This window comes from Enterovirga sp., assembly GCF_028290205.1.
Taxonomy (GTDB): Bacteria; Pseudomonadota; Alphaproteobacteria; order Rhizobiales; family Beijerinckiaceae; genus Enterovirga.
On sequence record NZ_JAQGKF010000201.1, the window covers coordinates 1 to 5,554 of the forward strand.

At 69.9% G+C, this 5,554-nt stretch carries 4 protein-coding genes; all 4 read right to left on the reverse strand.

From position 1 onward, the window contains the following. The coding region (locus tag JWR86_RS13905) for an efflux RND transporter permease subunit (RefSeq protein ID WP_299566634.1) at nt 1-3,118 on the reverse strand (3,118 nt) is incomplete at its 3' end. Nucleotides 3,119-3,134: 16 nt separating this feature from the next. Further along, a complete protein-coding gene (locus JWR86_RS13910) occupies nt 3,135-4,220 on the reverse strand; it encodes an efflux RND transporter periplasmic adaptor subunit (RefSeq protein WP_299566636.1) in 1,086 nt (361 codons plus the stop codon). Further along, a complete protein-coding gene (locus tag JWR86_RS13915) occupies nt 4,217-4,846 on the reverse strand; it encodes a TetR/AcrR family transcriptional regulator (RefSeq protein WP_299566638.1) in 630 nt (209 codons plus the stop codon). Before JWR86_RS13915 ends, JWR86_RS13910 begins: the two co-directional genes overlap by 4 nt. A gap of 76 nt (nt 4,847-4,922) precedes the next feature. Next, nucleotides 4,923-5,554: efflux RND transporter permease subunit (locus JWR86_RS13920; protein WP_299566640.1), on the reverse strand; the 632-nt coding region annotated here is incomplete at its 5' end.

Here is a 5,554-nt window from a genome sequence, read left to right on the forward strand (position 1 = left end):
CCTGTTCCCGACGGGCGCGGCGCCGTTCGGCCCGCCGCGCTGCCCGGGCGGCCCGCCAGGCGGACAGGTTGGCCAGCGCCATCAGCATGGCGGGCGTGACCACGAGCGTCAGGACCGTGGCGAAGCCCAGCCCGAACACGATGGCGGTCGAGAGGTTGATCCACCACTGGGTGGACGGCGCCCCGATGGCGATGTCGCGGGTGACGAAATCGATGTTCACCCCGAAGGCGACGGCCAGAACCCCGAGCACCGCCGTGACCGCCGTCAGCACGACGGGCCGGGCGCGTTCGCGGCAGGTTTCGAGGATGGCCTCGCGGGCCGCCACGCCTTCCTCCCGAAGCCGGTCATAGGTGTCGATGAGCACGATGTTGTTGTTCACGATCACGCCCGCATTGGCGATGACCCCGATGCCGCCCATCACGACGCCGAACGGCTGGCCCATCACCATGAACCCGATCAGCACGCCGACCGTGGACATGATCACGGCCGACAGCGTGATCAGAACGCTGGTGAACCGGTTGAACTGCGCGAGCAGGATGGCGAAGATCAGGAACAGGGCCGCCCCGAAGGCCTTCATCAGGAAGGCCCCGGCCTTGGCCCGCTCCTCGTCCTCGCCCTTCATCCGGACGGTCACGCCCGGGCCGAGATCGGTGCCGGCGAGGGCGGCCGCGACCTCCTGCTGGACCACGGCGCTCTGCACGCCTTCGCCCACGTTCGACGTCACGGTCACCACCCGCATCGAGTTGACGCGGTTGATCTGGCCGACCTTGGCGGCCGCCTCACGCACGACGAAGTTCGACATCGGCACGGAGCCGACCGGCGTGTTGATGCGGAGCTGGTCGAGCTGGTCGAGGCTCCTGCGGTGTTCCGGGAACCGCACCAGGACGTCGACCGGCTTGTCCGTGTCGTTGGGCCGGTACTCGGTCACCTTGACGCCGTTGGTGACCAGCTGCACGGCGGCGCCGACCGAGGCCGGAGTGGCGCCGAATTTCGCCGCCTCGGCCTTGTCGACCTTGAGCGTCCAGTCGATCCCGGGCAGGGGCAGGCCGTCGTCGATGTCGCGTGTGTCCGAGCGGGCGCGCAGGATCGCGGCGGTCCGGCGGGCCGCTTCCGGCAGCAGCGCGGCGTCGTAGGCCGAGAGCTGCACGGTGACGGGCTTGCCCGTCGCCGGTCCGGCCCGCGGCTTTGTCACCTCGATGATCACGCCCGGGATGTCGCGCGTCCGCTCCCGGATCTCGTCCATGATGCGGGAGGCGGGACGGCGGCGGCGCCAGTCGACAAACTCGAACTGGATCGTGCCGACGGTGTCCTCGGTCACCTCGTCCGAGCCGCGCTGGCCCGCACCCGCGCGGGCATAGACGGTTGCGAGTTCGGGCATCCCGAGCATCCGGGCCTCCACCGTCCGGACGAGGCCGTCCTTCTCGGCGATCGACACGTTGCCCCGCGCGCGAACCTGGACCAGGCCGAAATCCGGCTCGACATTGGGGAAGAACTCGACGCCGTGGCCGACGCGGCCATAGAGCATCACGATGCCGACCAGCATGGCGGCGGCGAGCGCCAGGACAGCGAGGGGGCGAGCGAGGGCGGCCTTGACCACCCGCATGTAGGGGCCCCGGTCCGACATGCGATCGTCGTGGACGGGCCCGGCATTGGCCCGCCCGAGCAGGGCGCCGAGCGTCGGCGTGAAGAACAGCGCCACCACGAGGGACGCCGACAGCGTCGCGATCAGGGTCAGCGGCAGGTATTTCATGAACTCGCCGACGATGCCGGGCCAGAACATGAGCGGCGAAAAAGCCGCGACCCGGGTGGCCGTGGCCGAGATGACCGGCCCGGCCATGCGCTTGGCGGCCAGCGAATAGGCGGCGCGCGGGTCCATGCCCTCGGCCATCCGCCGCTCGGCGAATTCGGACACGATGATGGCGTCGTCCACCAGCATGCCGACGGCCAGGATGAGCGCGAACAGGACCACGATGTTCACGGTCAGCCCGGCCATCTGCAGGCCCAGGATGCCGGTCAGAAACGAGGCCGGGATGGCGATGCCGATGAACACGGAGGCGCGGCCGCCCAGCGCCACCAGCATGATCACGAAGACCAGCAGCACGGCCGTGATGACGCTGTTCTGCAGCTCGTGCAGCATGTCCCGGATGGTCTTCGACTTGTCGAGCATGAAGGAGACCTGGACGGTGCCGGGCCATGTCTCCTTCATCCGGGTCATGGCGGCCTTCACGCCGTCCACGGTCTCGATCAGGTTCGCGCCCGTCCGCTTCACCACCTCGACCGTGATGGCGCTCTTGCCGTTGATGCGGGTGATCGACGTCGCGTCCTTGAAGGTCGGCCGGACCTCGGCCACGTCGCCGAGCGTCACGGAGGCCGCCCCCGAGGCCGCGATCGGGTATTTGAGCACATCGGCCGGCGTCTCGATCAGCGACGGCACTTTCACGGCGAAGCGGCCCGAGGCGCTTTCCAGCGCGCCCGCCGCGATCAGGCTGTTGCCCGCCGAGAAGGCGCCGATGAGGTCGTTCAGCGCGATGCCGTAGCTCCGCATCAGCATCGGCTCGGCGATGATTTCGACCGCCTCGTCGCGGGCGCCGCGGAGCTCGGCCGACAACACGCCGGGCAGCCCCTCCAGCATGGTCTTCGACTGGCGGGCGAAGCGCAGCAGCGTCCGCTCCGGCACGTCGCCGCCGAGCGCCACCACGATGATCGGAAAGAGCGAGAGGTTGACCTCCTGGACGACCGGCTCGTCGGCGTCGCGCGGCAGGTCCTTCTTGGCCATGTCGGTCTTGGCCCGGACGTCGGCGAGCGCCCGGTTCGAGTCGAACCCGGCCACGAACTCCACCAGCACGAAGCCGCCGCCCTCAAAGGCCTGGCTTCGCATCTCCTTGATGTTGGAGACGGATTTGAGCTGGGTCTCGAGCGGGCGCAGGATCAGCCGCTCGGCATCCTCCGGCGAAATGCCCCGCTGGGTGACGTTCACGTAGACGATCGGAACCTTGATGTCGGGTTCCGATTCCTTCGGGATCGACAGGTAGGCGGACAGGCCCGCCACCAGGAGGAAGAGCAGGACCGACAGGGTCAGCCGCGCATGGCTGATCGCGTAATCGACGGGGTTCTTCATGGCCGGATCCGCCCCGTCAGCCCTGCGCCGCGGCGGGCGTGACCTCGACCGCCTCGCCCTCCTTCACGAAGTCCTGGCCCTCGACGATGACCCGTGCCCCGTCGGGCAGACCCGATAGCCACAGCTCCGGCATCACGTCCTCGACGATGGCGACGGGCGCGAACGCGACCCGGCCATCCTCGGCCACGTGGCGTACGCCGAGCCGGCCCTGGGACGAGAAGGTCAGCGCCGAACGGGGCACGCGGGCGGCCGGCACCGGGGCCAGCAGCAGGTCGACCTCGGCTGTGACGCCGTCAGGGATGCGGCCGTCCTTGTTTGCGACCTCCACATCGACCCGGTAGGTGCGCGTGCCCTGGCTGGCCCGCTTCGACACGAAGCGGACGCGGCCTTCGACGCGCTCGCCCGTGACCAGCTTGACCTCGGCGGGTCCACCCACGGCCACGCCCGAGAGCTGCCGCTCGGCCACCTCGACCACGGCCAGCATCGGATCGAGGGCGATGATCTCGGCCACGTTGGCGCCGGCCATCATGACCTGCAGGGCCTGGCCGATCTCGACCGGAACCTCGTTCACGACGCCGGAGATCGGGGCCGTGATCTCGCCCTTCTTCTGCTCGGCCTCGGCCTGGGCGAGGCCGGCTTCGGCCGACCTGAGCTCGGCCTGGAGCTGGGGCTTGTTGATGGCCGGATAATTGCCGGATTCGATCAGGCGCAGCCGGGCCGTCGCCTCGGCCTTGCGCTGTTCGAGCCTGGCGCGCGCCTGCATGACCTGCGCCTCGCGGGCCTCGTCGGACAGAACCGCGATCACGTCGCCGGCCTTGACCACGGAGCCGCGGCGCACGCGCAGCTCCAGCACCACCCCGGACACGCGGGCCACCGCCATCACGCGCTTGTCCGCCTCCGTCCGGCCGGACAGGACCACGCGGCGCCGATGCATTTCGACCTTGGCCGGCAGCACGGCGACCTTGAAGCGGGGCAGAGCGGCCGGGCTTCGGGTCGCATCGGCATGGGCGGTTTTGGCCGCGTCGCGTCCCAGCACGCCCGAGCCGATCCAGGCCGCCCCTCCGACGACGAGGGCAAGAGCCACAAGGCGCGACGGCTTCATGGCGCAGTCTCCACAGGCGCCACGCAGGCGGCGGCAAGGCCGCCGGACACGACGGCGCCGATCAGGTTGAGAACAGCCGGCACCTCGCGGGCGGCGTCGAAGCTCGGCACCACGGCCCGGCGGACCAGGAGCCCGTCCGCCAGGGTCATGATCAGCAGCGCAACCGCGCGCGGATCGACGCCCGGATGGACGCGGCCCTCGGCCCGGGCCTTGTCCAGGAGTTCCGTCAGCCGCGCCGTCACGTCCTCGGCAAAGGCGGCCGCGTGCCCCGCGACGGCGGGCGAGCGGGCCGCCTCGGCCCAGATCTGCAGGCAGAGCACGGCCTTGTCGCGCGGCTCGTCCTCGAAATGCTTGCGGCCGAGCGCGACGAAATTCGCCATGAAATCGCCGTCGCCGTCGAAGGCGGCGAAGTCGGCCGCGACGTCGCGGCGGTCGCGCTCGCATAGCCCCTCGACCAGCGCGTCCTTCGACGGGAAGGTCCGATACAGGTTGCCGGCGCTCATCCCGGCCTCGGCCGCGATGTCCTGCATGGTGGCCTTGTGGAACCCCTCCCGCACGAAGCAGCGCTCGGCCGCATCCAGGATGCGGGTCTTGCGGTCCGGGAGGTCGGGATGGGCCTGGAGCATCTGCGCGGGCTGCGGTGAGAATGAACGTTCATTCTCACGCCGAACCAAGCCCGTCAAGCTTGGCCGTAAACGGTTTTCAGACCCTCGGGGAGGCGTGGCCGAGCGGGTGTTCGCGCCGCGAGCTGCTGGCCCGGTGCAGCCGCCCGAGCAGCAGGTAGATGGCCGGCGTCGTGTACAGCGTGAGGATCTGCGACACGGCCAGCCCTCCGATGATGGTGATCCCGAGCGGACGCCGGATCTCGGCCCCCACGCCGGTTGCAATCGCCAGCGGCACGGCCCCGAGAAGGGCCGCGAAGGTGGTCATCAGGATCGGCCGGAAGCGGTCGATGGCGGCGGACACGGCTGCCTGCGCGGGCTCCTCGCCCTGCGCCTCGCGTTCCAGCGCCGCGTCCACCAGCATGATGCCGTTCTTTTTCACGAGCCCGATCAGGAGGATCAGGCCGATCAGGGCGATGATGGAGAGTTCCATGCCGGCGAGCTGCAGCGCCAGCAGCGCGCCGAGGCCGGCCGAGGGCAGCGTCGAGATGATGGTCAGCGGGTGGACCAGGCTCTCATAGAGGATGCCCAGGATGATGTAGACCGCCACCAGCGCGGCCAGGATCAGGATGCCGAACTCGCCGGCGCTGCCCGCGAAATCCTTGGCGTCGCCCGCGAATTCGGCCCGGATGCCGTCCGGCAGGTGGACCTCGTTCACGGCCTGGAGGATGG